At 56.9% G+C, this 25,797-nt stretch carries 22 protein-coding genes, 2 pseudogenes and 1 riboswitch; of the genes and pseudogenes, 12 read left to right on the top strand and 12 right to left on the bottom strand.

Annotation, left to right across the window (positions count from 1 at the left end; genetic code table 11):
• The first annotated feature begins 264 nt into the window (after positions 1-264).
• The 3 genes and pseudogenes from ACZ9DP_RS08555 to ACZ9DP_RS08545 all read left to right on the top strand — a co-directional run bounded on the left by ACZ9DP_RS08555 (position 265) and on the right by ACZ9DP_RS08545 (position 2,650).
• Positions 265-1,068 (top strand): FkbM family methyltransferase, encoded by an 804-nt coding sequence (locus ACZ9DP_RS08555; RefSeq protein WP_194731255.1) that lies wholly within the window; start codon positions 265-267, stop codon positions 1,066-1,068.
• Positions 1,069-1,211: 143 nt separating this feature from the next.
• Positions 1,212-1,760: pseudogene (locus ACZ9DP_RS08550) on the top strand (sugar phosphate isomerase/epimerase family protein); the annotation flags it as partial.
• Positions 1,761-1,849: 89 nt separating this feature from the next.
• Complete coding sequence (locus ACZ9DP_RS08545) at positions 1,850-2,650, top strand: HpcH/HpaI aldolase family protein (protein WP_074073055.1); 801 nt, start codon at positions 1,850-1,852, stop codon at positions 2,648-2,650.
• Here the strand turns inward: ACZ9DP_RS08545 and ACZ9DP_RS08540 are convergent.
• The 5 genes from ACZ9DP_RS08540 to ACZ9DP_RS08520 form a co-directional block, all read right to left on the bottom strand.
• The gene (locus ACZ9DP_RS08540; protein WP_476201232.1) at positions 2,647-3,327 is read right to left on the bottom strand and encodes a spermidine synthase; all 681 of its coding nucleotides are present in this window, start codon (positions 3,325-3,327) and stop codon (positions 2,647-2,649) included. The two genes, ACZ9DP_RS08545 and ACZ9DP_RS08540, sit on opposite strands and share 4 nt — an antisense overlap.
• Before the next feature lie 99 nt (positions 3,328-3,426).
• The gene (locus tag ACZ9DP_RS08535; RefSeq protein WP_476201231.1) at positions 3,427-3,726 is read right to left on the bottom strand and encodes a hypothetical protein; all 300 of its coding nucleotides are present in this window, start codon (positions 3,724-3,726) and stop codon (positions 3,427-3,429) included.
• Between the two features lie 112 nt (positions 3,727-3,838).
• Entirely contained in the window at positions 3,839-4,480 is a 642-nt protein-coding gene (locus tag ACZ9DP_RS08530; protein WP_476201229.1) for a ThuA domain-containing protein, read from the bottom strand.
• An 18-nt stretch (positions 4,481-4,498) separates the two neighbouring features.
• The gene (locus ACZ9DP_RS08525; RefSeq protein WP_476201227.1) at positions 4,499-5,599 is read right to left on the bottom strand and encodes a Gfo/Idh/MocA family protein; all 1,101 of its coding nucleotides are present in this window, start codon (positions 5,597-5,599) and stop codon (positions 4,499-4,501) included.
• A gap of 34 nt (positions 5,600-5,633) precedes the next feature.
• Positions 5,634-6,833: an ROK family protein gene (locus ACZ9DP_RS08520; RefSeq protein WP_476201225.1), complete on the bottom strand. Its 1,200-nt coding sequence runs from the start codon at positions 6,831-6,833 to the stop codon at positions 5,634-5,636.
• A 210-nt stretch (positions 6,834-7,043) separates the two neighbouring features.
• Between ACZ9DP_RS08520 and ACZ9DP_RS08515 the strand changes: the two genes are divergently transcribed.
• The 3 genes from ACZ9DP_RS08515 to ACZ9DP_RS08505 all read left to right on the top strand — a co-directional run bounded on the left by ACZ9DP_RS08515 (position 7,044) and on the right by ACZ9DP_RS08505 (position 10,208).
• Positions 7,044-8,351 (top strand): ABC transporter substrate-binding protein, encoded by a 1,308-nt coding sequence (locus tag ACZ9DP_RS08515; protein WP_476201223.1) that lies wholly within the window; start codon positions 7,044-7,046, stop codon positions 8,349-8,351.
• Between the two features lie 77 nt (positions 8,352-8,428).
• Positions 8,429-9,367 (top strand): carbohydrate ABC transporter permease, encoded by a 939-nt coding sequence (locus tag ACZ9DP_RS08510; RefSeq protein ID WP_194731249.1) that lies wholly within the window; start codon positions 8,429-8,431, stop codon positions 9,365-9,367.
• Positions 9,360-10,208 (top strand): carbohydrate ABC transporter permease, encoded by an 849-nt coding sequence (locus ACZ9DP_RS08505; RefSeq protein ID WP_239600848.1) that lies wholly within the window; start codon positions 9,360-9,362, stop codon positions 10,206-10,208. Before ACZ9DP_RS08510 ends, ACZ9DP_RS08505 begins: the two co-directional genes overlap by 8 nt.
• 13 nt (positions 10,209-10,221) lie before the next feature.
• On the opposite strand, the gene thiD is transcribed toward ACZ9DP_RS08505, so the two are convergent.
• The 4 genes and pseudogenes from thiD to ACZ9DP_RS08485 form a co-directional block, all read right to left on the bottom strand.
• Positions 10,222-11,022: a bifunctional hydroxymethylpyrimidine kinase/phosphomethylpyrimidine kinase gene (thiD, locus tag ACZ9DP_RS08500; RefSeq protein ID WP_476201221.1), complete on the bottom strand. Its 801-nt coding sequence runs from the start codon at positions 11,020-11,022 to the stop codon at positions 10,222-10,224.
• On the bottom strand, positions 11,019-11,654 hold the full coding sequence (thiE, locus tag ACZ9DP_RS08495; protein WP_476201219.1) for a thiamine phosphate synthase: 636 nt from the start codon (positions 11,652-11,654) through the stop codon (positions 11,019-11,021). The genes thiD and thiE overlap by 4 nt, the downstream gene beginning before the upstream one ends.
• Before the next feature lie 89 nt (positions 11,655-11,743).
• Positions 11,744-11,839: pseudogene (locus ACZ9DP_RS08490) on the bottom strand (hydroxyethylthiazole kinase); the annotation flags it as partial.
• Between the two features lie 48 nt (positions 11,840-11,887).
• Positions 11,888-11,984: riboswitch (TPP riboswitch) on the bottom strand.
• A gap of 231 nt (positions 11,985-12,215) precedes the next feature.
• The gene (locus ACZ9DP_RS08485; RefSeq protein ID WP_476201217.1) at positions 12,216-12,479 is read right to left on the bottom strand and encodes an FkbM family methyltransferase; all 264 of its coding nucleotides are present in this window, start codon (positions 12,477-12,479) and stop codon (positions 12,216-12,218) included.
• Positions 12,480-13,120: 641 nt separating this feature from the next.
• Here ACZ9DP_RS08485 and ACZ9DP_RS08480 point away from each other — a divergent pair.
• Entirely contained in the window at positions 13,121-14,389 is a 1,269-nt protein-coding gene (locus ACZ9DP_RS08480) for an O-antigen ligase family protein (RefSeq protein WP_476201214.1), read from the top strand.
• Here ACZ9DP_RS08480 and ACZ9DP_RS08475 read toward each other — a convergent pair whose 3' ends face one another.
• The 3 genes from ACZ9DP_RS08475 to ACZ9DP_RS08465 form a co-directional block, all read right to left on the bottom strand.
• Complete coding sequence (locus tag ACZ9DP_RS08475; protein ID WP_074071774.1) at positions 14,390-15,115, bottom strand: HAD family hydrolase; 726 nt, start codon at positions 15,113-15,115, stop codon at positions 14,390-14,392.
• On the bottom strand, positions 15,108-16,088 hold the full coding sequence (locus ACZ9DP_RS08470) for an ATP-grasp domain-containing protein (RefSeq protein ID WP_476201212.1): 981 nt from the start codon (positions 16,086-16,088) through the stop codon (positions 15,108-15,110). The genes ACZ9DP_RS08475 and ACZ9DP_RS08470 overlap by 8 nt, the downstream gene beginning before the upstream one ends.
• 64 nt (positions 16,089-16,152) lie before the next feature.
• Complete coding sequence (locus tag ACZ9DP_RS08465; protein WP_476201210.1) at positions 16,153-17,073, bottom strand: methionyl-tRNA formyltransferase; 921 nt, start codon at positions 17,071-17,073, stop codon at positions 16,153-16,155.
• Positions 17,074-17,245: 172 nt separating this feature from the next.
• On the opposite strand from ACZ9DP_RS08465, the gene ACZ9DP_RS08460 reads away from it, so the two are divergent.
• The 5 genes from ACZ9DP_RS08460 (at position 17,246) to ACZ9DP_RS08440 (ending at position 25,732) form a co-directional block, all read left to right on the top strand.
• Positions 17,246-18,379: a glycosyltransferase gene (locus tag ACZ9DP_RS08460; RefSeq protein ID WP_476201208.1), complete on the top strand. Its 1,134-nt coding sequence runs from the start codon at positions 17,246-17,248 to the stop codon at positions 18,377-18,379.
• A gap of 381 nt (positions 18,380-18,760) precedes the next feature.
• Positions 18,761-19,378, top strand: a complete 618-nt coding sequence (locus ACZ9DP_RS08455; RefSeq protein WP_476201206.1) for a sugar transferase — start codon at positions 18,761-18,763, stop codon at positions 19,376-19,378.
• A 487-nt stretch (positions 19,379-19,865) separates the two neighbouring features.
• Complete coding sequence (locus ACZ9DP_RS08450; RefSeq protein WP_476201204.1) at positions 19,866-22,100, top strand: polysaccharide biosynthesis protein; 2,235 nt, start codon at positions 19,866-19,868, stop codon at positions 22,098-22,100.
• A 108-nt stretch (positions 22,101-22,208) separates the two neighbouring features.
• Entirely contained in the window at positions 22,209-23,486 is a 1,278-nt protein-coding gene (locus tag ACZ9DP_RS08445) for a glycosyltransferase family 4 protein (protein ID WP_476201202.1), read from the top strand.
• Positions 23,483-25,732, top strand: coding sequence for a GumC family protein (locus ACZ9DP_RS08440; protein ID WP_476202237.1), 2,250 nt, complete (start codon positions 23,483-23,485; stop codon positions 25,730-25,732). Before ACZ9DP_RS08445 ends, ACZ9DP_RS08440 begins: the two co-directional genes overlap by 4 nt.
• Positions 25,733-25,797: the final 65 nt, after the last annotated feature.

The raw sequence follows: 25,797 nt of genomic DNA, 5'->3' as shown, positions 1-25,797 counted from the left end.
TTGGGGTGAAGCCTACGCTGATTGCCGAGATCGGCATGGACCCGGAAAGCTCCGGCATTGCTCATTCGGGGCTGCGGGATGTGCAGGAGGACGTCGAGATCTATGAGATCGAGTGATCGCTCGGCGGCGGCGGTTATGCCGGATTGCTTATATCATTTCAAGAAGGCTAAACCCGGGTATAATCCGCGCAGAAAGGTTATATTCGACAAGATTAGATTTTCTGGGCATTTCGCTTAAGGCGACTTCAATGAAGGGGACCGTCAGATGGGACTGCGTAGGCTCGCAAAATATCGCCCTTTACGACGGATAGCGCTGCGTGTGCTTCGCGCGTGGGGAACGCGTGATATTGTCATCCGTCATCATTGGTGGAGCGATGTGCCTCTGAGGCTAAACGCATATAAACACCGCGGCTATTGGTTTAAAGGAAAGCAGCGCGAGCGGCGCGTCATGGAGAAGCTCGCGGAGCTTGCAAAGCCGGGAGATACGGTTGTCGAAATCGGCGCCCATATCGGCTATCTTTCAGTTCACTTAGGAAAGCTTGTTGGCGATGACGGGACCGTTGTGGTTTTTGAGCCCGGTTCCAACAATTTGCCGTATCTGCAAGAAAACACTGAACGCTTCTCCAACATTGAAATCGTTGAGGCTGCATGCGGGGATCGCGATGGCCCGGTAGAGTTTTGGATAGAGCCGCTGTCTGGGCAGAACAATTCATTGGACAGAAATTATAAAAATTTTCAGGTAAACCGAGAAAATGCTTTCAGCGACGCCGTTATGGAATCTGTCACGGTTGAGATGATGCAGCTCGACACATTTCTGGCTGAGAAAGGCCTTCGTCCGGCGCTTCTTAAGATAGATGTGGAGGGCGCCGAAGACCTTGTGCTTCGCGGCAGCGCGCGCTGTTTAGCGGATATAAGGCCAGTTGTGGTGGTGGAAGTTACCGAGAACTCTGACGACGTCGCCTCAATATTTGAGGCGCACAATTACGCAATACACGACCGGAGTCACCCGGAGTGGATTTGTGTGCCAACGGAAAAGGTAAACGCCCTCAGGGCTGCGGGAAAAGCATGACGATGCGACGATCTATGAGATCGAAAACCCGGAACAGACCAAAGACGCTTAGACAAGCAGCGAAATTTACCAATGGCACTAGTGCCGATTATTATCTAGGTTTAGACAACAATGCGTAGCAATTTCAAAGCCACAAACCAGGCTGCTCCTTCCATTTGCCAAGTATCAAGCCGCTATCTGGCCGATCTCAACGGTGCGCTGGCGCCATCAGGCGTGCTCTTTCAGACGCTCTTGGTCGAGGACGGCGATCCGAGCCATCCAAACGATGCCGACCGCGAGGTCAAGGATGGCTGGGTGGATCGAAACGGCGGTTTTCGCTCGGGGCGAAGAACATGCGCTTGATAGCCGGCAAGCAGCCGGGGTTGGCAGACGAGGCGGAGGGTAGCGGCGTTCGCATCGTTTGTCGAAAACTGGTTCGACCTTCTGCCTTCGCCTAGGCAGATGAACTGGCTGCTGGACGGGCTTGAGGGCAAGGTCGGGCTCAATGGCGATCTTGGCAACTGGACTGCGCCCGAAAAATACGCGGACCTTTCCGATATCGTGTGCCGCGCGGAACTTGTCATGCGAAGGCGGATTACAATGCCTCGGGTCTGGATGCTGCTGACTACCTCATGTGCCTGGAGGCTTGCGGCGCTGCGGGTTACGTCGGACCGTTCACGCTGATTTACGATTCACCGTTTTTCCCAGACGAGTAGGACGGAATCTTGTTGCAGAAAACATTCATCGAGGAATTTCAAGATCAGCAAACACGCGCTCGCCTGAGCAGTGAATGGAGAACGACATGACGGAGACACCGGCAATCGACAGTTTCGCGGACAGGATCAGGACAGACGGGCATGCCGGCCTGGTTTCCGCCTGGATCGGTATACCCGAACCGATGGTCGTCCATCATCTGGCGCAGGAAGATTTCGATTCCGTCGTGCTCGATATGCAGCACGGCATGTGGGATATGGCTTCAGCATCGAATGCCGTTACGCAATGCCGTTCTGCGGGAAAACCGGCAATCGCGCGCATCCCGGTTGGCGATTTCGCTTCGGCCTCACGGCTGCTCGATGCTGGTTGCACCGGCATCATCGCGCCAATGGTCAATTCGGTCTCAGATGCGAAAGCGCTTGTGCGGTTTGCGAAGTATCCACCGCTTGGCGAGCGAAGCTGGGGACCGACGTTGGCGCTCAACCACATGAAGCTCTCGGCAGATGAATACCTGCGCACCGCCAACCGGTTGACGCTGACGATTGCGATGGTGGAGACGCGGGCAGCACTTGATGCCGTCGACGGTATCCTTGGTGTCGAAGGCATCGACGGCGTCTTCGTCGGGCCATCCGATTTGTCGATTGCCCTTTCAAAGGGTGCAAGGCTCGCGCCCGACACCGACGAGATCGACAAGGAACTCGCGCACATTGTCGCGCGGTGCCGAGCACACAAGAAATTCACCTGCGCCTTCGGCAGCAATGGCAAGCGTGCTGGCGAGCTGTTGAGGCTCGGTTGCGATCTTGTTGTTGCGAGCGCCGATACGACGCAACTGCGCGCTGGCGCTGCCAGTGCGATCGCCGCGGCCCGGACGGTTGCCTCCGGCCACTAGGCGGACGATTTGACAGCAAGCCAAATGACGTGGCGCGCCCCGCCGCGCTTGCCGTTGGCGCGTGTATTGACCGTGTCCACCGAAAAGCCGCTGTCGCGCAGCTTGCGGCTGAAGCTCGCATTGGGGCCGGAAGACCAGACGGCAAGAACGCCGCCAGAGCGCAGCGCTTCGCGAGACGCTCGCAGGCCGTTGAAATCATAAAGCCGATCATTGGATTTGCGGGTCAGCCCGTCCGGCCCATTGTCGACATCGAGCAGGATTGCGTCGAAGCTCGCTTTCACTGAGTGGATCACCTCTCCGACGTCGCCTTGATGGATTAAGACGCGCGGATCCTCGAGGCATCCCTTAAAAACCTCCGCCATTGGCCCGCGCGCCCAGGCGACCACGGTCGGAACCAGTTCAGCGACAACCACTTCGGCTTCCGCGGGTAGGACCGCAAGTGCTGCGCGCAAGGTGAAGCCCATGCCGAGGCCGCCGATGAGGACCTTCGGGCGTCTGTGGCCTTTGATGCGATCCCAGGAAAGCGATGCAAGCGCTTCTTCGGATCCGCTGAGACGGCTGTTCATCAGTTCGTTCGAGCCGAGCATGATGGAAAATTCGCGGCCACGCTGCTTCAGGCGCAATTCTCCGCCGTCCCCGGGGATGATCGTGGAGTCGAGCTGTATCCAAGGTAACATTGCGGCAAGGCCTCACGGAAATTCGTGGTCTCCCCTAACACAAAATGCATGCCGGCGAGATAGAAATTGGCGTAGCGGCTTGCTGCGCCCGCGGTTGTCCTATCGCGGGCACGCCTGGCTGTAGCGGCTTGTCTTGGCCGCAACGCCGCGTTTCGGCGGCGGGCAGCGCCTGACATCGGTCGGGCCGGTGTTGCGCGGTATGACGACATCGACACTGCCGGTTTCGACCGGATCAAGCGGAATGACGAGACCATTCGTCGTTGGGCTTTCCGGCGAGGTTCCGAGAGGAGGAGTGCCGTCAATGCGCCCGGTATAATCCGTGCCCATATTGGATTGCGCCAACACGGGACCGGCTATGCCGAGAAAGACAATCGAAGTCACCGCGAAAATCGTGCGCATGATCAAAATCCTTTCGAGCTGATCAACGCGGCAACAACGGCAAAGGCGGCCATTTGTTCCGGACCGTTCCGATCACATCGCAGAGAGCGCTTCGCCTTCTAGGCCAGCGGGTTTAGCGCGCTGCCCAGTTGGCGCCGCGCCGGAAGATAGACTTCATCTGCGGCACGCCGAATTCCTCGGACTGATGGCCGAGCGAGGAATAGAAGACGCGGCCTTTCCCGTATTTCCGCTTCCAGACGACCGGCATTACCGCGCCGTCAATCCAGTAGGCATGATCACCTGTGAACGTCGTCGTCGCCAGCACCTCGTTCGAGGGGTCGACATGCATATAATATTGCTCCGACGTATAGGGAAAATCGCTGATCCCTTCCATGACCGGGTCGTCCGGCCGCGTGATGTTTACCGTGTAGTCGATGATGTTGCCCGGATGGGCGACCCATTGGCCGCCGATGATGAACTGATATTCGACGCACTCGCGGAAGCTGTCGCCCGCACCGCCGTGATAGCCGGCGATGCCGACGCCGTTTTCGATCGCAGCAGCGAGATTCTTGATCTCTTCCTTTTCGATCTTCGACATGGTGACGATTGGCACGACGAGGCTCAGATCATGCACCGACGGATCGGCGAAGGCTTCGGTGCTGTGCTCTACATAGACCTTGAAGCCGTCCTCCTGAAGCATGTCCTTGATGATGGCCGCGCATTCCTGTGGTTCGTGGCCGCTCCAGCCGCCCCAGACGATCAGTGCTTCGCGCATGTTCTTTCCTCCTGAATATTACTTGCCCAACCGTCCATTGATAAGGGAATCCGACAGCGGCGCCGGGCGCTCCGTCTCTGTGGCAATCGTGACCGTGCGGCCGGTTTCGGAGGCCGCGTGAAACGCCTCCATGACTTCGAGAACGTGCAGCGCGAGGCTGCCGTTTGCCCGGTGCGGGCGATTGGAACGGATGGCGTGTGCAAGATCTGCAACGCCGAGCGAGCGGTAGTTGCCGTCTGCGTAAGGCGCTGTCAGTTCCTGCGGTTCGAAGCTTCCGCCCTTTTTCAGAAGCTGGACCTCGCCGCCGAAATGGTTCGGGTCGGGAACGATCAGCGTGCCTTCCGTGCCATAGAGTTCAAGCGGCACATGCTTGTGCCCGGCGACGTCGAAACTCATGCCAATCTGAACGACCGCCCCGTTGGCAAAGGCCATGATGCCGACGACATGGGTTGGCACGTGCACTGGAATATGCTCGCCGCTGTGCGGCTCGCTGGTGATGATACGCTCCTTGCGGGGCGCAATCGCAAAGCCCGCGACCTGCGCTACCGGTCCGAAGAGATTGACGAGATCGGTGATGTAATAAGGTCCCATGTCGAGCATCGGCCCGCCGCCGACCTCGTAGTAGAAGGCCGGGTTCGGGTGCCATCGTTCGTGGCCGGGGCACATGAAAGTGGCCGTACCGCCGACGGGCTGGCCGATCACGCCCTTGTCGATCAGGGCACGCGCCGTCTGATGCCCGCCGCCGAGAAAGGTATCGGGTGCCGCGCCGATGCGAAGGGTTTTCGCTTTCGCGGCTTCAGCGAGCTTTTTCCCTTCCGCGAAACTAATTCCGAGGGGCTTTTCCGAATACGTGTGTTTTCCTGCTTCAAGTGCCTGCAGGCCGACTGCCACATGCGCTTTCGGTATCGTCAGGTTGACGACGACTTCGATCTTTGGATCGGCAAAGATCTCGTCGACGTTTTTCGCCGGGACGTTGAATTCGGCGGCTTTTGCCTCCGCCAGGGATCGGTTGAGATCGGCGATGCCGCGGATATCGAGGATCGGGAAAGAGGCCATGGCCTTGAGGTATGCGCCCGAAATATTGCCGCATCCGATGATGCCGATGCCGACTGTCTCCATGATTTCCTCCCAATCGATTTTACAGTTACAGTTTTTAGAGTGCCGGCCCCGTCGTGTTCCAAGGCGACTCGTAGAGTTCGTAAAGGGCAACGGCTGCCGCACCTTGCGCCCAGAAATCGTCTGTGGAGTCGTCGAAGATGAGTTCGGTGACGCCCTTTAAGGATGGCGGGATCGCAAGTGCATAGGCATCGCGCAGGCTGTTCAGAAAGGGCTCGCCGAGCGCCAGGCTGGAGCCGACGAGGATCACGCGCGGTGGGGCAAAGAGCGTGACGATGTTGGCAATCGTCAGCCCGACGGCCTCGCCGGCGCGGACGGCGGCGCCGATGAGGACATTGTCCTCCGCCTTGATCAGCGCCTGAGCGTGGGCCATGCCGCGGCCGAGACGGATTGCTTCGGCAAAACGCCCGTCGGCCTGCTGTTCGCCAAGGATTGCACTTTCGCCAGCCTGGCTCGACAGCCGCACCGTCCCCTGCGACCCCGTGCCGAGCACGAGATCGCCGAGATTGTGGCTGAGGCCGCCGGCACCGCGGAAGAGTTGATTGCCATGCAGCACGCCAAGCCCGAGCGTCTGTTCCAGGGAGATCAACACCATATCCTCGAGATCTCGCGCCTTGCCGAACCAGTGATGGGCAAGGGTGATTGCATGCGCATCGCTCTCGATGATGGTCGACGTCCCAAGCCGCGCAGTCATCTCCGAGGCGAAATCGACATTCGTATCCCGAAAGATGGGGCTGCTGCGAACATGGCCGGTGCGATGCTCGATAACGCCCGGAAGGCCAAGGCAAACGGTATCGACATCTTCCAGCGACAAGCCGGCATCCACGACGCAGCGGCGTACGCCATCCTCCACCAGGTCGGCGATGACTGTGATCGGCTGCCGGTCGATGCGGATCGGCAGGGTGAGTTTCGAAAGCACGTCTCCGCGGAAATCGGTGAGGACGAAAACGAGCCGGCTTGCCGCAATTTTTGCTCCGACGACGCGCGCGGCATCCGGGTTCAATTCCAGCATCACACGGGGACGGCCGCGGGCCGCCTCGTTGCGGATGTCGCCTTCGTGACGCGGCAGAATGAGCCCGTCATCGAGAAGCGAGGCGGTAATTGCCGATACCGTCGTGGTCGAAAGTTCGGTGCGTTCGCTGATCTCCACACGTGCGATCGGTCCGTGGCGGCGGATCGTGTCCAGCACGTTCAAGCGATTGATCGCGCGCATTAACTCAGGATCTGCGGTCTTCATGAAAAACTAGCCGGGCGATCGCTTTGCTTCAGGGCTCAGCCCCGATTATTTTCGACGGAATACAAATTAAATAACAGGCAGTTTGCGGATGCTGTCAAGCAGATTTGCCAAAAAATCGGCCCATCGGGTTGACATCAGTCAGAGCTGCGTTGAATTATTCCGCATAGGGGAAAAATTAGTGAGGACATTGGCCCCCTGGGAGGAAAATCCATGACGTATATTCGCACGAATGCTGCTCTTCGCGCCAAGCGCATCGTATTTCTGGCCGCTGCCGCAGGCATTTCCGTGATTCTCGGAGCCGGTGCAGCCTCCGCAACAACGGTCGTAAAGTGGCTGCATCTGGAGCTCGATCCGACTTATGTGGCCAAGTGGGAGGAGATTGCCAAGGCTTATGAAGAAAAGCACCCGGATGTCGACATACAGATGCAGTTTCTCGAAAACGAGGCCTTCAAGGCAAAACTGCCGACGCTTCTCCAGTCCGACGATATACCGGACTTCTTTTTCAGCTGGGGCGGGGGCGTCCTCAAGCAACAATCTGAGACCGGCGCGCTTCAGGATGTGACAGCCGCGCTCGATGCAGATCGCGGCAAGCTGCGCAACGCCTATAGCGCCGGCTCTGTCAGTGGTCTGACCTTTGACGGCAAGGTCTGGGCAATGCCATACAAGGTCGGTCTCGTCAGCTTCTTCTACAATAAGGAGCTCTTTGCAAAGGCAGGCGTGAAGGCCGAGGACATCAAGACCTGGGCAAACTTTCTCGACGCCGTGAAAAAGCTCAAGGACGCCGGCATCGTGCCGATCGCAGGTGGCGGCGGCGAAAAATGGCCGATCCACTTCTATTGGAGCTATCTCGTCATGCGCGAAGGCGGAGAAAAGGTCTTCGACGCTGCCAAGAAAGGCGAGGGCGAAGGCTTCCTCGATCCGGCGATCATCAAGGCCGGTGAGGATCTTGCCGAACTCGGGAAGATTGAACCCTTCCAGCCTGGCTATCTGGGTGCGACCTGGCCGCAAACGCTCGGCGTCTTCGGCGATGGTAAGGCCGCTATGATCCTCGGTTTTGAGAATACCGAAGCCAATCAGCGCAAGAATGCCGGTGACGGCAAGGGACTTTCGCCGGAAAACATCGGCCGCTTTAACTTCCCGGCCGTAGAAGGCGGCGCCGGCAAGGTAACCGATACGCTGGGTGGTTTGAACGGCTGGGCGGTAACCAAGAAGGCTTCCAAGGAAGCAATCGATTTTCTCGCCTTCCTGACGAATGCAGAAAACGAAAGATCCATGGCCAAGGCCGCGATGCTTCTGCCGGTGGCCGTCGGCGCCGATGATGGTGTGACCAATTCGCTTCTGGCTCAATCCGCCAAGCAACTCGCCGCCTCGACCTGGCACCAGAACTATTTCGATCAGGATCTCGGCGCTGCCGTTGGCCGTGTCGTCAATGATGTCTCCGTTGAAATCGTCTCCGGCCAGATGAGTTCGCAGGATGGCGCCCAGCAGATCCAGGACGCCTTCGAACTGGAGCAATAACCCGCTCCGCTTCCTTTGTCCCGGCGCCTTCTCAACCGGTGCCGGGATCGGACCAGGCGCATGCGAAGGCAAGACAGATGGCGAATATTTCCATTTCATCAGCGATCGGTGCGGCAAGACCGGCCAGGAGCGCGACCAGAAACCGCAGTTCGGCTGCGCATGACCGCTGGGCCGTACTTCTGTTCTTTCTGCCGCCGGCTCTGTTGCTTTTTACGCTCTTCGTCATCATGCCGATGGGCGAGGCGGCCTGGTACAGCCTCTATAAGTGGAACGGCTACGGCATGCCGACGGAGTTCATCGCGCTCCGCAACTTCCAAGTCCTCTTGCGCAACGCCGCCTTCACACAGGCGCTTGTCAATAATGGCCTCATTATCCTGATATCCATCGCCATCCAGGTTCCGCTGGCGATCTGGCTGTCGACGATGCTGGCCCACCGTATCCCTGGCGTCGTCGCCTTCCGCTTGATCTTCTTTCTGCCCTACGTTCTTGCCGATGTCGCAGCTGGCCTGATCTGGCGCTTCGTTTATGACGGCGACTACGGGCTCTTTGCCGCAATCTCGAACTTCTTCGGTCTCGCGACCCCATATGTGCTCGCCGACAAGGATCTCGCCATCTACGCCGTGCTTGCCGTTATCGTCTGGAAGTATTTCGGCTTCCACATGATGCTCTTCATCGCCGGCCTGCAATCGGTCGACAAAAATGTGCTCGAAGCAGCTGAGATCGACGGGGCGACAGGCTGGCAGAAGTTCCGCTATGTGACGCTGCCGCTGCTTGGATCCACGCTGCGCCTATCCATCTTCTTTGCGGTCATCGGTTCGCTGCAGCTCTTCGACATGATCATGCCGCTGACAGGCGGCGGGCCATCGAATTCGACGCAGACGATGGTGACCTTCCTTTACACCTACGGCGTCATGCGCATGCAGGTTGGTCTCGGCAGCGCCGTCGGTGTCGTCCTCTTCATCATCTGCATGACACTCGCCTTCGGCTACAAGAGGATTTTCATGCGCAATGATTGACACGAGCTCCACCATTCGCATGCCGCTGCAGACGCGGGTTTATCTCTACGTGTCGCTGACGCTGATTGCGGCGCTGGTTCTCATTCCGTTGCTGACGACGGCGCTCGGCGGTTTCAAGACGCTGGGCGACCTGCGCACCAATCCCTTTGGGCTCCCTGCAGAGTGGCAATGGTCGAATTATACCGATATCCTCTTCGGGGAGCGATACTGGCTGCAGATCTTCAATTCGCTGGTCATTGCAGCGCTCACGGTCTCTCTCACGCTGATCGTCTCGTCGATGGCCGCCTTCACCTTTGCGCATGTCCGTTTCTTCGGCTCGTCGTTCCTGCTGAACTATTTCCTGCTCGGCCTGATGTTTCCGGCAGCAACGGCGATCCTGCCGCTCTTCATCCGTATCCGCGATCTGGGTCTTCTCGATACCTATTGGGGCGTGGTGCTGCCGCAGGTCGCATTCGGCCTCGGCATGAGCATCCTGCTTTTCAGGAATTATTTCCGAAACCTCCCGGAAGAATTGTTCCAAGCGGCCTTTGTCGACGGTTGCGGCTATCTGCGCTTCTTCTGGTACATCTCGCTACCGCTTGCGCGGCCGATCGTTGCAACCGTCAGCATCATCTCCTTCGTTGGCAGCTGGAACAGTTATATCCTGCCGCTGATCATGCTGAATTCGGAATCGAAATATCCGTGGCCGCTCGGCATCATGGTCTATCGTGGCGAGTATGGCACCGAATGGCAGCTGGTGCTCGCCTTCATCACGCTTACCATCCTGCCGACGGTGATCGTGTTCTTCGTCGCCCAAAAGCATATCATCGCCGGTCTGACCGCTGGCGCCGTGAAGACCTAAGCAGCCCTGTGCATCATGCCCAGAGCTGATGAAAATGCTGAACCGGACCGTGGCCCGAACCGACGCTGAGCGTGCCGGCTTTGGCAACGGCGGCAGCCAGGTAATCTTTGGCTGTAGCGACCGCGGCCTCGAGCGATCCGCCCTTTGCGAGTTCTGCTGCAAGCGCGCTCGAAAGTGTGCAGCCGGTGCCGTGCGTGTTCTTCGTCGGAACGCGTGGCGCTTCAAACCAGGTAATCCCGCTTTCGCTTACCAGGACGTCAGGGCTTTGCATCCCGCCAAGATGGCCGCCCTTTACGAGAACGGCAGAGGGACCAAGCGCACGCAGCTTTTCCGCTTGCCGCTCCATTGCATCTCGGGTCCCTGCGACCGGCTCTCCGAGCAGAGCGGCGGCTTCTGGCAGATTGGGGGTAAGAAGCGTTGCGAGCGGCAAAAGCCGGGTCTTGAGAAAGTCGATGGCATCAACATCAAGGAGGGCAGCACCTCCTTTGGCAATCATCACCGGATCGAGCACGATCGGTATGCCGCGGTGCGGCAAAAGGGCATTGGCGACAGCTTCGGCAATCGGTGCATTGGCGATCATGCCGATCTTCACCGCATCGACGCGGATATCGGCGAGGACCATGGCGATCTGCTCGGCGACGAAGTCAGCGGGAACTGCATGCACGCTGGAAACGCCCTGGGTATTCTGAGCCGTCAAGGCCGTCAAAACGGCCATGCCATAGGTGCCGCGCGCCGAACATGTTTTCAAATCGGCCTGGACGCCCGCGCCGCCCGAAGGGTCGGAGCCGGCAATGGAAAGAACGTTGCATATCATGCGCGTGCCTTTCGGATTGCGTCAGTAATGCTCGCGGCAGCCTGCCGCGGATCCGGCGTGCCACAGATAGCAGATACGACCGCGAGCCCCTTTGCCCCTGCCGCAAGCACATATTCTGCATGGGTCGCCTTGGGGCCGCCGATCGCGACCCCTGGTACGCGGCAGGCCCTCGCGCGCCTTGCCACGCCATCGATGCCGATCGGAGGCTTGTGATCCGGTTTTGTCGATGTGGCAAAGACAGGACCGATACCGGCATAGTCGACGATTGCCGGGTCGACGGCCGCGGCCAGTTCCTCGGTTGCCACCGAAAGTCCAAGGATCATCGATGATCCGATCTGTTTGCGCGCGTCGCGGGCGGCAATGTCATTTTGCCCGACATGCAGACCATCCGCGCCGATCGCGATCGCGGCCTTAACGTCGTCGTTGACGATCAAAAGGGCGCCGGTTTCGGCAAGCGCGGTCTTCAACGCCCGGCCAGTCTCAATCATGCTTGCCGTACCGGCATGTTTGTCGCGCAGCTGTATGATCGTTGCTCCGCCGGAAACCGCGGCGAGCGCCGTCTTGACCATGCCGATACCGGCGCACAGATCCGGGTCGAGGACAAGATAAAGGGAAAGATCGAAACGCTTCATCTCGATGTTACTCTTGCCGCAGCATCGAGTGCGGTTCCATCGAGCTGCGCAAGCGCGTCAAGGAGGCGCCATGAAAGGGAACCGGGCCTGATATTCATCGCGACGTAGTTGGTGATGCAATGCACGAGCGGCGGCGTCGCGCGCATGGCAGCGAAGAGTTGTCCGGGTGAAGTTCGTATCGGCATTTGCCCCTTTCTGGGCGGGGCAAATGCGCGGGGAGCCGGACTGAATAAGCAAGGCTCCGAGCGACTCCCTCCGCCAGCATTATCCGGTTCAGGTTCGAAGGGTACTTCTCAGCCCGTCTTGCAACGGACGCCCCTGTCTCTCATCGTGGTCTTCATTGCAGACAAATTTCTGTCTGTCACCCCTAAAAAAAGCATGGCTGATTGCCTGAAGTCAGATCCCGCTACCAACATCTGCCCTTCGAGAGCCTGATGGGAGAAAGGCGGGAATAAAGACGTTTTCATGCCGCTCCTTTGTCGAACTATGGCGGCTCCTTTTTCGGCAAGCGGCGGAGTTGCAAGCTTCGATGACGGCGATGACAAGAACGAGCCCCGACGCTCAATGCTCCGATATTTGTTGGGACGCTCCGGCGCGTTCGGCCGGAATGCACACCCACTCGTGGCGACTGCGATCATGTATTGCGTAATCGTTTTCGTTATATATTCTGGCTACATCGTCAAAATTCTCGGTAACTTCCACCACTATAAGTGGTCTTATATTCGCTAGACAGTGCGAACTACCGAGAAGCACATGGTGTTCGGCACTCTCCACATCTATCTTCAGCAGTGCCGGACGAAGGCCCGTCTCCCAAGAACGTGTCAAGCTGCATCATCTCGACCGTGACGGATTCCATCAGCGCATCGCTGAACGCATTTTCTCGGTTTTGTTCAAAATTTTTATAGTTTTTGTCCAATGAATTGTTCTGTCCCGACATGCCTTCTATCCAAAATTCCACGGGGCCATCGAGATCTCCACACGCGGGCTTCAACGATTTTAATGTTCGCAAAGCGCTCTGTATTGGTTTGAAGATACGGCAAATTGTTGGGCCCGGGTTCGAAAACGATAACAGTACCGTCATCGCCAACGATCTTTGCTAAATGAACCGAAAGATAGCCGATATGGCGGCCGAGCTCGAACGGTATCTCCGGGCTTTGCAAGCTCGGCAAGCGTCTTCATGATATGCGTCTCGCGGTGCTTCCCTTTGAACCAATATCCCCGATGTTTATAAAGGTTCAATCTTATGGGCGCATCGCGCCACCAATGATGGCGCACGACAATATCACGCGTTCCCCAGTGCGAAGGACATGGAGTGCAACTCGCCGCAGGGGCGGTATCTCGCCAGACTTCGCAGCGGCATCGTACGGTCTCCGATCGAAGATGTTTGAAGGACAGGCTCTCCAAGCTCGGAAGTTACTTCACTTTTTTGCGTTTTAGAATACCTTAAACCGACGGAGGCGTTGGCGATGAGCTTAAATGACGTTACATCGGCCGATAAAATCGATGAACGTGTAAGGGGGCATGGGCAACCTGCGGTCGCGACAATTTCGCAATCTTTGGAGTTATATGCATTTTTTGCTGCTATATTTCTATGCTCGATGAATTATTTTAGAAGTGACTATATTTATTTCACGCTTGCAGATCTGTCTTTTCTTCTTTGCTTTTCTCTCGCTGTTGCGAACGCCAATATTGTCGTCAATGTCATTGGCAAGCTGAGCACGGCCGCCTGGTGTTTTGGGCTTGCCTTGCTGCTTTTGGGGTTGACTGCAAGCAGCATCGTAAGCCCTGGGCCGGAACGCGGACTCGTGGTCGTCCTGCAGTATTTCTACGCGTATTTTATTGTGCTGCTTTTGTTTGGGGGAAGGAGCTATGACGAGCTCTTAGCGGCGGCAAAGATTTATGTCTCTTCGATATTTATAATTTGTATACACGGTATCTTTCTCATTCATGTTATTGGAGAGACAAATACGCAGTTCGTCACCGGGAGCGGACGCTTTAACGGATTGATGGAAAGAGAAAATGCGTGCGCCGCCGTTATTGCGCTCGCAATTCAGGTCCTGCTTCTGCTCGTTTCCTTAAGAAAATTAAACAGGTTTCTCGCGCTTTGCGCGTTTGTAGTCATGACCTACGGTCTTCTTCTGACTGGCTCGAATACCGGGCTTATTGGCTGTGGGATCGGCATTGCAATCTTTCTCTTGTTCAATCTTACATGGAGAACGGTTGTGCCTGCCGCCGCTCTGTGCCTCTGCATTCCACTTGTCGCGATTACACCGTTGCGCGACTATCTGCCGGACGTTTTCCAAAAACGCGTCCTTACCGCTGTCGATACAGGAGACATCAGCCAGGCGGGAACGTTTGGTCGTCGCTTTGAGCTCATACAGGAGGCGGCCGGTCAAACGGGCTCCACGCTTTTGCTCGGGATTGGAGCGGATCAGTACAGAGTAAGCAGCGCCGTACAGAAGCCCGTGCACAATATTTACTTACTTCTTTGGACGGAGGGGGGCTTCATCGCGGCCCTTGGCTTTGCCGTCATGGTGATCAGCCTCTTGGGTCCGGCGCTTGCGGCTAGTCGCATCAAGAACGGCCTTCCGTTCGCCATCTGTATCTTTGCGACAGTTGCGGCGTTTTTGGCTATGGGCAACGCAATGACTCATATGTATGGACGTTTTTGGCCGGTTCCGCTGCTCATTCCTGCCGTTCTAGGGCAGGCCTTTGTGAAACGATCGCAAGCGTAGTCACTTAGGATTGGTCGTGATTGTAAATTGTGGCGCAGCGCGGAGCGTCGCGAGGCACGCGTCGAGATCAAAAAGACTAGTTATCACCGCATCGGGTCTATGGTCAGGCTCGGTGGCGTATGCCATGTGGATGCGGCCGATCCGGGCAATCTGGATCGTCCTCCATCCCAGACGCCGCGGAGCGATAAAATCCTTGGCGGGATTGTCAGCTACGTAAACCAGCTCCGCGCACGGCACTCCTGACCATTCTTGGATAGCCTCGAACGCCCGCGGATGCGGTTTCCAGAACTTGGGGCCCCAGACATCTGTATAAATGATGTGGTCTAGAATCTCCTCAAGACCCAGCGCCTTGACCTTTGCCATTTGTGTTGCTGCGTAGCCGTCGGTTATGAGGGCCAGGCGCGCCTTCCTGGCAGGATTGCAAAGATATTCCAACGCATCAGGGGCTAACGCTATGCGCGGATGATGTTGCCGGTAAACTTCAATTAGCTTTGCAGTCAACGTCCGGTCGCCGGCCATGCCTGCAGCGGCGAGCGCTTCATCGAACACGCGTGAGCGTCGGCCGGTTGCGAAGATTGCGTGGCAATGATCAGCGAAATTCGCAACACCCATTTCTCGATCCAGCCACGCAGACGCGGCCTCGAATCCACTTTTGGCAAAGTCGCTTTCGAGATAGAGTGTGTCATCCAGATCGAAGACTAGAACACCACCTTGTGGTTCACTCATCTTCACCATCCACGAAGATCGCTTCGTCGTAGCGCAGCATCAACACGCCCGAATGCCAGTTGTCATGACAGCTTGCAGGTAAGCCTGAGACTTCCTCGAGCAGCCATTTTGCAAAATGCGCGCCCGCATGATCAGCCAGAGGATAGCCTCCTCCGAACCGTGCGTTGATCTCGATCACTTTGGGGCCGGCAGCGCCGTCGTCCATAATCTGAAAGCAGAATGCACCCCTGAGGCCCGGCAGTGCAGCGACGATATCATGCGCGATGCGTGAATGTCGCGGCTGGCGCTCGGTGATGCCTTTTTCGACCTCGCCGGCCCTGACACGAACGCGACGATGTGTAATGGCTGTCTGTAGTCTACCGCGAACGTCGACGAAGCCGTTGACCGTGTATTCCGCGCCGGTCAGATTTTCTTGCACAATCATCGGTTCGCTGACCTTGGCGGGCAGCTCATCTCTCGAACCGGCGACGCTAATCGCGCGGCTGGCGCTTCCAGACCGCGGCTTGACAAAGACCGGCCAAGACCATTCGCTGGTCGAGGCGAACTCCTCAAGTGCGATGGTGCGCGGGACGGGGACTCCCGCCGCCGCAAGCACAGTCATCGTTTCAAGCTTGTCGCGAACGATGTCGACCACCGCCGATTGGCTGACATGAACGCGACAGCCAAGTGCCGCAAAATCGTCCATCGCCTCTGCGAGAGCCGGGAGTTCGGGATCGATCGTTGGAACGATCAGATCGATTTTTTCACGCGATGCAATTCCTTGCAGCGCTGAAACGAAGCCCGGATCGTCACAGGCTGGGACAGCATAGCTCGCATCGGCGGATCGGCACGCAGGGCTCATTCCTGGATCGAGATCACATGCGACCACCGTCAGGGATATGCCTAACTCTTTCGCCGCCCTGCGAAAGCAGTCGATGAGAGCGACCCGTCGACCGGCGGATGAAACTAGGATCTTGATCGCTGCTGACGTCATCCCGTATCCCTTTAGGCGTCCGAAGTTGCGACGGCTTTTCCAGACTGAAGTATGCTTATTTCGATCAAGCCTGGAGCGAGGACCCGGACCGCAAGTGGCTATGCATCCGCAGCCGCGATGTTTCAGGGCGCCAAGCGCTGACATCAACACAATTGCCGTCGCCACACATAACGAGAAAACCGGTGGCGCTGACCGTTTGAATTTGTCCCGGAAGGCCTATGTAGCGATCCGGGTTGGGGAATAGATCGGCTGCATCGATATATATCCTCTCGCTTCCAGAATGGGTAAAAGCGCCGGGGTAGGGGTCTCCGATCGCGCGTATGAAGCGCGTGATGTCAGCGGCCGGCAGGCGCCAGTCAATCAAGCCGTCTTCAGGCCGGCGCCTCGCGCAATAGGAGGCCTTCTCATTATCCTGAGGGATCCTGGGCGCGTTGCCGGACTCGACCATCCTGACGGCCTGGGGGACCATTCCTCGAATATTCAGCAGGTGCTTTTCGTATAGACTGCGGGCCGTCTCATTATCGGCTACGTCAAAGACGCGCTGAAGCAGGATCGGTCCGGAATCCACGCCGTCATCAAGCCAGAAAAGTGTCGATCCCGTCGTCTGTTCGGAGCGAAGAATGGTCCAAGGTATTACGCCCCGTCCCCTTAGTCGTGGAAGGGCGGCGGGATGAAAGCCAATCGTACCGATGCTTGCAAGCTCGCGGAATGGGCGTCCGCATATTTGGGACCATCCGACGACAAGGGTCACATCCGGACCGATACTGGCAATCTTCGCCAGGGTCTCGGTAGAGTTCACATTCGTCGTATGAAAAAAGGAAATGCCGCTCTCGCGGCCCATTGAACTGAGATCGGCAAAATCCGAGTGACGATCAGCAGCGGTTGGCGGCAGGGTTACGACAAGCGCTGGCGGTCGCTCAGAGGATACGAGCGCTGCAAGGGCGACTTTTGAACCTTCCACTGCTCCGACGAGAACGATCCGCATCCTTGGGCCACGACATCGAGTTATGCCGAGCGAGGCAACGGGCTCGGTCATGTTATATCAAGCAAGGCTTGCCTTCACGGGAGGCTCTTTAGAAGGTATAAAAACACGAGCGCGCAATTCCTGTCCAGAGGCCTTGCGGGCTCTGTCGTCTTGCCACGCGCTGAGGGGCACTATGGCCAAGGCAGATGTCATGCATATCATTACCAATTTCACAGCGCATGCCGGCGCTGAGACAATGCTGGCCCGGCTGCTGCATGCCTCAGTCGACCAGCGTATAGTGGTCGTTTCGCTCATGGGGATTTCGGAGCGAAATCTTAAAATTTCGAGCAATCCCCGTGTCGAGTATGTATCGCTCGAAGCTACAAAATTGACGTCTCTCGCACATGCCTCGCTGAAACTTGCAAAACTAATCAGGCAGGAGAGGCCACCCGTCATATTGTGCTGGATGTATCATGCGATGATTGTCGGCACGGTCGCTGCCTTGCTGGCACGTCGGAGCACTGCAGTGATCTGGAACGTGCGTCAGTCGTTGGATGATTGGACGTCTTTGACCCGGAGTTTACGCGCCGCAGTGACTGTGGCAAAGTGGCTATCCTGGCATCCGGAGGGTTTCGTCTTCAATTCAGCGAGGGCGCTCAAAATGCATGCGGCGGCTGGTTATCGAACGCACAATGCCGTGGTCATACCGAACGGCTTTGAGCTGCCGCAATCCGTGACCCCTCAGCCTCGATCGGCCAAGCGGATCGGCATTGCAGCGCGCTTCCATCCACAGAAGGATTATCCGACATTCTTCAAGGCCGCGGCTCGCCTTCTTCAAACGCATCAGGGGCTGACATTCGTGGCTGCGGGAAGTGGCTTGTCCTGGAGCAATCCAGCCGTCTCACGGATGATCTTGTCCGCAGGTTTAGCGCGAGAAAATGTCCAGCTCTTGGACGAAGTCGATGACATGGCTGCTTTCTATCGATCGATCGACATTCTCGCCCTATCTTCGAGAACAGAAGGCTTTCCGAACGTCCTGGCGGAGGCGATGAGCTATGCGCTACCTGTTGTAACGACTGACGTTGGTGACGCTGCAAGTATCATCGGCGACGGCGGCCTAGCAGTCCCCTCCCAGGATCCGGAGGCGCTGGCGGCGGCGCTACGAACTCTTCTTGACGGTGGAACCGCTCGATATGCTGAATATGCGGCGGCGGCACGACGGCGTATCGAAGAAGAGTACGAGCTGGGCAAAATAGTACGGCAATACGATCATTTTTTGAACCAATGCAAGGCAGCAGTTGAAAGAGAAAATAACATCGCTCTTTAAAACTATATAATCACTTCGGGCTAATGCGGATTGCCTTCAATTTTATGCGACAAGTTTACTATTCTTAAGCAGTATTTGGCAAAAACGCTTGGCGCGGTCTGCTTTGAAAGCTCGTGGATATCGTAATCTGATTAGCGGTGACGAGGTCGAGCTTATCGATTTTACGGAAAACCAGAGCAGGGAAGCATTCGAGAAACATCTGCGCCTGTCTACGCGGGCCGTGCTCCGTGTCCTGACATCCGTACGAACAGTGCGCGGGAAAACTCCGAATGCTTTCGAAGCGTTACTCACGGGCGCCTTTCAATGTCCGAAGCGAGTCGGGTATTGGATATGAATTGGAACCTCATGTGCTTCGGTTTGGACCCTAGGAGGTTAATGGCGATGTTGAAACGGCTGTTCGATGTGCTGTTTTCCGTTGCTGCAGGACTTTTGGCACTGCCAATCCTTATCACCTTGGCCATGGCTGTTAGGATCATTCTCGGCTCCCCTATCATGTTCAGCCAGGAGAGGGCTGGCAAAGAGCGTCGACCATTCAGGATGAATAAGTTCCGGTCAATGGGCACCGACGTGGATCCTGATGGGAAGCTCTTGAGCGACGACGAACGCACCGGAAAGTTCGGCCGGCTGTTGCGACGTTCTCGGCTAGATGAACTGCCGGAATTGTGGAGTATCTTCATTGGCGACATGAGCGTCATAGGACCAAGACCGATACTCTTGGATAAAATACATGCCCTTGGCGAGCGCGGAATCTTGCGGTGTTCAGTGAAGCCCGGACTAACCGGCTGGGCGCAGATAAATGGAAACACCAAGCTCACTGACGACGAAAAGGTCGATCTGGATATCTGGTATATCGAGAACCGCACATGCCTAATCGATGCCAAGATAATCGCTAAGACCGTTTTGGTTATGATTTTCGGCGAGAGACGTAACGAGAAGCACCTTGCTGAGGCCATTTCTGCTGCGGCCAGTCGCGCTACGACCCGCGCTAAACTGCAGTAAACCCCAATTGCCGATCGACTAAAGACACCGTCAAGTTGCGGAGAGCAGCTACTATGCTTGCGAGAAACGGGTAATGGCAAGGCAATCCCTGGGTTGTGGTATGATTAAACGCTTGGAGCGTCTGCATACGTGTATTCGCATCTAAGCAGTAAAAGTACCTGCCTGCTTGAACAGAAAATCACGTTATAATTGAAATTATCTAGAGATAAAGTAAGTCTTCTTAGCGGTATTGTATATAAAACTAAATGATTAATCAGCAGAATACAGTATCGATATCAAATAGCTTTAATATAATTTGGCTTTACAAATAAAATTGCTGATGTACCGTCCGTCAATAAATGTGAGACTTGATTGAAACTGTTTCGGAAACGTCACGGTACGCTTATGTTTTACCGGCTAACGCCGGGGGATTCGCAAGGCATCGGAGTTTATCTCGCTATCGCGTCGCGACAGCGGCACGCGTTGCAGTTGTACGGGGGATGCATGCATGGAACCGGGCGACAAAGTCATCGCTGCTCAGCGGCAGGAGATGAATGCTAGACGGGACGACGTGTTGGCGGCCTGGAAGGCCGCGGTTGGTTATGCGGATTCTGCGGTCAGCGCGGCAATCCTTCTGTCAAAAAAGACAGCCGGTTCTCACGTTCGCAAGGTTAGGCAGGCACCCTTGCTGTTTGCGACCGACCTCGTGTCCGCATGCTTCGCCCTCAACTTCGCGTTCGTCGCGCGCTATGGATTGGAGCAGGTTCAGGCAAGTGCGGAGCTGATCGAAACGCTCTTATTTGCGAGCCCGCAGTATCTTGCGATTTGCATCGTGGTCTTTCCCATGGCCGGCCTTTATAGCCGCAATTGGCGATACGGTTCGATCTCCGATCTTGTGACAATCCCACGGGCGGTGCTCATATCCACGGCCCTTTTGGTCTGCGTGCTATTCTTCATAACAAGGCTGCAAGATATCCCCCGCGCGGCCTTGCTTCTCGAGGCGCTCCTGCTCTCACTATTCCTTTCGGCGTCGCGGCTGAGCTTTCGCATTAACGAATTGTCCCTCCCGGATAACGCTGGCTGGCTGAAGCAAGCGCCCGAGCAGGAGCAAAAGATACCGACCCTGCTGGTCGGTGCGGGAGATGCTGCGGATCTCTATCTACGTGCCGTGAGCCGCGACCGCAGCTGCTTCCATCGTCCGGTTGCCATCATCGAGCCGACTGGCGCATGCGAAGGGATTATGTTGCACGGCGTACCGATTTTGGGTGCCTTGACGGATTTTGAGAGGGTTGTTAGGGAACTGCGCCTCTCCCATTCCTTCCCGCGGCACCTTGTCTTCACCGAGGCACCTTCCGTGTTTGGTGAGGAGGTCTGCGAAAAGCTCATCAGACAGGCCGAAGCGCTCGGCATCACCGTTTCCCGTTTATCCCAGATGACGGAGCTGAAGAATGCCAAGCGGGAAAACCGATTTGAACTCAAATCGATCGAGCTGACGGACCTGCTGGAGCGGCCGCAGGCCGCTTTGGACAGGGATGCCATCCTGCGGCTCATCCGGGGGCGCCGGGTGCTCATCACTGGTGCCGGCGGCTCGATCGGCTCCGAACTCACGCTTCAGATCGCCGCCTGCGAGCCGTCGCAGCTCGTTCTCGTCGAGAATTGCGAGTTCAATCTTTACACAATTGACCTTGAGCTTGCGGAGCGCTTTGCGACGCTGCCCCGCGCAACCTGTCTCTGCAATGTTCGGCGGGCCAGCCGCGTCAACGACGTTTTCGAAGAATACAGGCCGGAGCTGGTCTTCCATGCGGCAGCGCTCAAGCACGTGCCGATGGTGGAGATCAATCCGTGCGAGGGCGCGCTTACAAACGTGATCGGCACCATGAACGTCGCCAATGCCGCCAGGCAGGTCGGTGCCCTGGCGATGGTTCAGATCTCTACCGATAAGGTGGTCAATCCAACGAGCGTCATGGGAGGGACGAAACGTCTCGCGGAGCTCTATTGTCAGGCGCTCGACCTCGAAGGAGTGGAGCGCGGAAGCGGCCCTCGTTACATGACCGTGCGGTTCGGCAACGTTCTTGGCTCGAGCGGCTCCCTCATTCCGTTGTTCAAGAGACAGATCGCCAGCGGTGGACCGTTGACCGTGACCGATCCGGACATGACGCGGTTCTTCATGACCATACGGGAAGCCGTGGAACTTACCCTGCAGGCCTCCGCCTACGGACTCGAGGGCGACATCGGAAAAGGCGAGGTCTTCGTTCTGGACATGGGCAAACCGGTAAGGATCATGGACATCGCACGCAGGATGATCAGGCTTGCAGGTCTTGTTCCTGACAAGGACATAGCTATCAAGGTCATCGGGCTGCGCCCCGGCGAAAAGTGCTACGAGGAGCTTTTCGATATCAATGATACTCCGGTTCCGTCGCCTGTTCCGGGGGTTTTCGGCGCAATTCCGCGGCCTGTGCCGCTTTCCAAGCTTCGCCCGACGTTCGCCCGGCTGGAGCGCTCCGCCGAATTGGGTGATGCATCCATGGTGCTCGCGCTCATCAGTAGCCTTGTCCCAGGTTATGCGTGGCAGCGCCCCGCTTTCGCCGGTGCGGCCCTGGCTCCAATGCATGATGGAACTCGCGAAGAGGGCGAGGATCATGACGTGGGCCTCCCGGACAACTTACTTGCAGCTCTTGTGGCTGAAACTGATGGAGGAAGTGCTGAGGTGTCTGGGTGGATCAGCCCATCACGGCTGCAATGAAACGCAATCAGCGGCAGGCGCCGGTCGCTCCCACGAAATTAGTCTATTGGATCTCGTCTGGAGACAACTGTGTTGAATTTACATGCAGCACCAACGGATAGCACTCCATTGGATCGCTTGCTTTGGCGGCAGCAGGAAGGAAGCCAGCGCATTCTGGTGCTGTCCAGCTATAGCCGTTCGTTGACGAATTTCCGTTTGGAACTTTTGAAATCCATGGTGCGCGCCGGCCATGTCGTGGTAGCTGCAGGTCCCGAAGACGACCCGGTGGTGAAGGCCGATCTTTCCAAGATCGGGGTTGAGTTCGCCAGAATCCCGATGGCCCGCGCCAGCTTGAGCCCGGTGAGGGACATTGCGACGTTCCTCCAGATCCGGCGACTCATAAAGAAAATAAGGCCCGACGTCGTGGTCCCCTATACGATGAAACCGATCGTCTACGGCGGAATCGCAGCCCGCTCAGCGGGTGTTCCGCGGCGTTGCTTTCTTGTAACCGGTCTGGGGCATGTTTTTTCGGAAGCGAGCCTCAAGACTCTAAAGGGCCGTTGGATCAAACGACTGTGCGTCCGGCTTTATCGGCTGGCGATGGCGGGTGCGACGGCGGTTTTTGTCTATAATGATGCCGACCGCTCGGACATCGTTGAAAATTCATTGGTCCACGACGTTTCCGTCATTCATCGCGTTGCAGGCTCCGGCGTGGATGTCGATCACTACGCCTTCGCACCAGTCCCATTGGAAAAGCCTGTCTTTCTGATGGTGAGCCGGCTGATCAGTGACAAGGGCGTCTTCGAATACGTGGAGGCGGCGCGACGCTTGAAGCAGCATCGGCCTGATGCAGAATTCCAACTTCTCGGACCGTTTGATCCGAACCCAGCGGCAATATCGCGGCTGCGGGTTCAGGAATGGATCGAAGAGGGGATCGTGGATTACCTTGGCGAGACAAACGATGTCCGCCCCTTCCTCGCGCAGTGCAACATATTCGTCCTCCCCTCCTATTACCGAGAGGGAATACCCCGCAGCATCCTGGAAGCGATGGCCGTCGGGCGCGCGATTATTACAACGGACCTTCCGGGTTGCCGGGACACTATCGAACCCGGCGAGAACGGCTATCTCGTCACGCCTAGAAGCGCAGACAGCCTTTTTAGCGCCATGTCGCCGCTTGCCGACCGGCTTCGGCTGGCTGCTGAAATGGGTCGGCGTTCGCGCGAACTGGCCTGCGCCAGGTTCGATGTCCACTCAATCAACGAAATACTCATCTATCGAATGGGTCTCTCAGATCATGACTGTGCGGGCCGAAAGGCTGCAGGAGCTCTTGGGCGGGAGGCAATACAGGCTCACACGATCAACCAACAACTCGATGCAACGGGGAGGGTCATCTCTTGGAGAGGGTGAAAATAACACCACATGGGCTCGTTCCATCGCCTGCGGGCAGGCATCACAGCATCACTTATCAGCAGCGCCTGCTCCGCCCGCGTTCAGGCTATGGAATTGTCGATCTGCTGGAATTGCTGCGCAGGCACCGATGGTTCTTTGGGTCAGTCCTTGTAGGCGGGCTCGTTCTCACGGTCTTGACCGCAGTCTTGATGACAAGGGTCTATGTCGCTTCGTCGGCCATTGTTTTCGACCGGAATGATGCCCGTCCATATGAGGCCGTCGAGGAACTCCGCAAACAGGAGCGGGACAAGTCCGTAATGGAAACGGAATTGGACGTAATCAAATCGCGGGTTTTCGTGGGCACGGTTGTGGACGCGCTCGACCTGGTGAGCGACCCCGACTACAATACGTATCTTCCGCGACGTGACGACGAGAATGAAGGAGGTATTAGCCTTCTCGTTTCTGCTACGAGCAAGTTCTTCGCCCCGAGGCAGAACCCCGACATGGTCCGTAGCCGGCTGGTTTCGAAGAGCGTTCAGCGTGACAGGGCTATATCTGCACTGTTGGGCTCCTTCACTGTCAGCCGCAACGGTGACAGCCTTGCGATGACAATCCAGGTGCGGCAGACAAGGCCGCTGAAGGCAGCGGCGATCGCCGACGCCATTGCGCAACACTATGTTGATTGGACTGCCAAGGTCACGGATGAAGCAACGAAGAACACGATCGATTATCTTCGAGGTCAGGCGAGGGAACTTGGCAGCCGCATAGCGGCAATGGAACGTGAGATAGCGGCATTTTCGGCCAATCGCGATCTCACTTTCGATCCCAAGGATGACATTCTCAGGTCGCGATTGGAGCTTCTGAATGAGCAATTTACAGTGGCGAGCACTGACGAGACCGCCGCGCGGTCGAAGTATCTCGAGGCCAAAGCACTGATTGCGTCGGGCGATGTATCATCCGTTGTACGTGTGGTTGCGTCTGAGCCGTTGGATCGTCTTCGCACCGAGCAGTCACGCCTGGAACGACTGAAGGCGCAGCTTAGCTCTAAATTCGCCAAGAACCATCCGTTGGTCGCTGATGCCGATGCCGAACTCGAAGCCAATCGACGGATGATGACGGACGAAGCAGAACGAATTGTCCAGGCATTGGCAAATAGCGCAGAGGTCGCGGCCGTCCGTGCTGCCAAATTTAGTACCGATGTCGCGATGCTCCAGAAGCAGATACAAGGGCGAAGTCTCGCGGAAATCCGTAGGCGCGAACTTGAGAGGGATTTGCTGGCCGAACAAAAGCGTTATGATCAGGTCGTGCTTCGACTGGGGGATCTGGATCCTGAGCGGGGCGAGCACAAAGCGTCAGCGAGTGTCGCGTCCTATGCGGAGGTGCCGACAAGCCCCAGGTTTCCGAAACCGGCTCTCGTTATTGTGTCGGGGTTTATTGGGTCTCTCATCCTCGCGGTCCTGACTGGTATCATTGTCGATGTTCTCGACGATCGCCTGTATCGTTCGAACGACCTGGAAGACATTCTGGGCCGACCTAACCTCGTCACCGTTCCGCGCGTGACACGGCATTTTCAGAACGGTGCCAGCTCATTCGAATTTGTCGTCGACTATCCGTCCTCGCCCTTCGGAAAAGCAATGCGAAATTTGTGTCTCGCGTGGCGAACGATCGAACGGTCGAGTGGTGGAAAGATCGTGATGCTGTGTTCACCGTCGACTGGTGAGGGCAAGACTACGCTCGCCCTCGGCATAGCTGCCGCGGCGGCAACGAGCAATCTTCGCACGGTTCTGGTTGACTTTGACTCATCAGCGAAAGGTGCTGGCGCTCTTCTTGGTATAGCCCCGCCTCGCCTAGTGCCAAAGATCGCAGATCCACCCGATTTATGCGTCTCGAGCATGACCTCGCCTGCCCACCCCCGGCTTGACGTCGCCTTCGCAAGCTTCACAGCCGACGACACAGAGCCACTTTGCTCGTATTTGCGCAAAATGTATGATTTGATCATCATCGACGCGCCTAATTTGGAGGACGAGGAAGGGGCCGTTTGGCTCGCTGCCCACGTGGATTCCATCGTTGTTGTAGTCGCGGCGGGACGCACGACGGAACGAAGGCTGGTCAATGCGTTGAACCGACTCTCTGTCAACCAACCCTTCATACTTGGAGGAGTTCTCAACCAGGCCGCGATATCTAAAGCCGGCAAGGTAGTGCTTGCGAACTCCGGGCTGTGGACGCAAGTCAAAGCACGGTTTCGCCAGAAAGTAACCGCATAAAAGGAGCTATCTGGTTCAGATGGCCGTACGCTAGGACGGCGGGCGCCGCCCCTTTGTGACACATT

This window comes from Rhizobium sp. USDA 4016 (genome assembly GCF_056279705.1).
Note: the sequence above shows the minus strand (reverse complement) of the source record. Positions and strands in the feature narration are given on the sequence as shown.